At 70.6% G+C, this 642-nt stretch carries 1 protein-coding gene; it reads right to left on the bottom strand.

The genetic code is table 11. From position 1 onward, the window contains the following. Position 1: 1 nt before the first annotated feature. Positions 2 to 529 carry a hypothetical protein gene (locus ACFPMG_RS28080; protein ID WP_376998488.1) on the bottom strand — a complete coding sequence of 176 codons (528 nt, stop codon included), beginning with the start codon at positions 527 to 529 and terminating at the stop codon, positions 2 to 4. Positions 530 to 642 lie beyond the last annotated feature (113 nt).

Raw genomic sequence — 642 nt, 5'->3', positions numbered from 1 at the left:
CTTACTTCTGGATGCCGGTGACCTGCTGCTGGGCCTTGTTGCCGAAGCCGGCGGCGAGGTTGGAGACGGTGCCGAGGTTCTGGTTGAACAGGGCGCCCGGCGCGCCGAACTGCATGGCCTTGACCTGCTGCTGGGCGGTGTTGCCGATGCCGACCGCGCTGTTGCTGACGGTGCCGGCGTTGCTGTTGAAGCCGCCCAGAGCGAAGGGCGCCTTCACCCCGCCGCCCATCCCGCCACCGGTCTGCAGGCCGAAGACCTGCTGCTTGGCGGTGTTGCCCACCCCGGCGGCGAGGTTGGAGACGTTGCCCAGGTTGGAGGCGGTGCCGAAGGGCCCGGCCAGCCCGCCGCCGGCCTGCACGCCCATCACCTGCTGCTGCGCCTTGTTCTGGATGCCCGCGGCGGTGTTGGAGATGACGCCCAGGTTGCTCGTGTTGCCCATCGGGATGCCGCCGGTCATCAGGTCGCCGGCGAAGGCCGGGGCGGAGCACAGGACGGCGACGGCGGCGGCGATCAGGGTGGTGCGGCGCATGGTGTGGTTTCCTTCCGGTGTCTGGGGAGTTGGCTTCTGGGGGAGTTGGCTGCCGGTTCCGTCTGCGTCGGGGCCCGGCCTGTCCGATGACCAGACCCTACGCCCCGCCGCCC

The sequence above is a fragment of the Azospirillum himalayense genome, from assembly GCF_042657465.1.
Classification (GTDB): Bacteria; Pseudomonadota; Alphaproteobacteria; order Azospirillales; family Azospirillaceae; genus Azospirillum; species Azospirillum himalayense.
The sequence above is the reverse complement of the archived record's forward strand: the minus strand, read 5'-3'. Positions and strand labels throughout refer to the sequence as shown.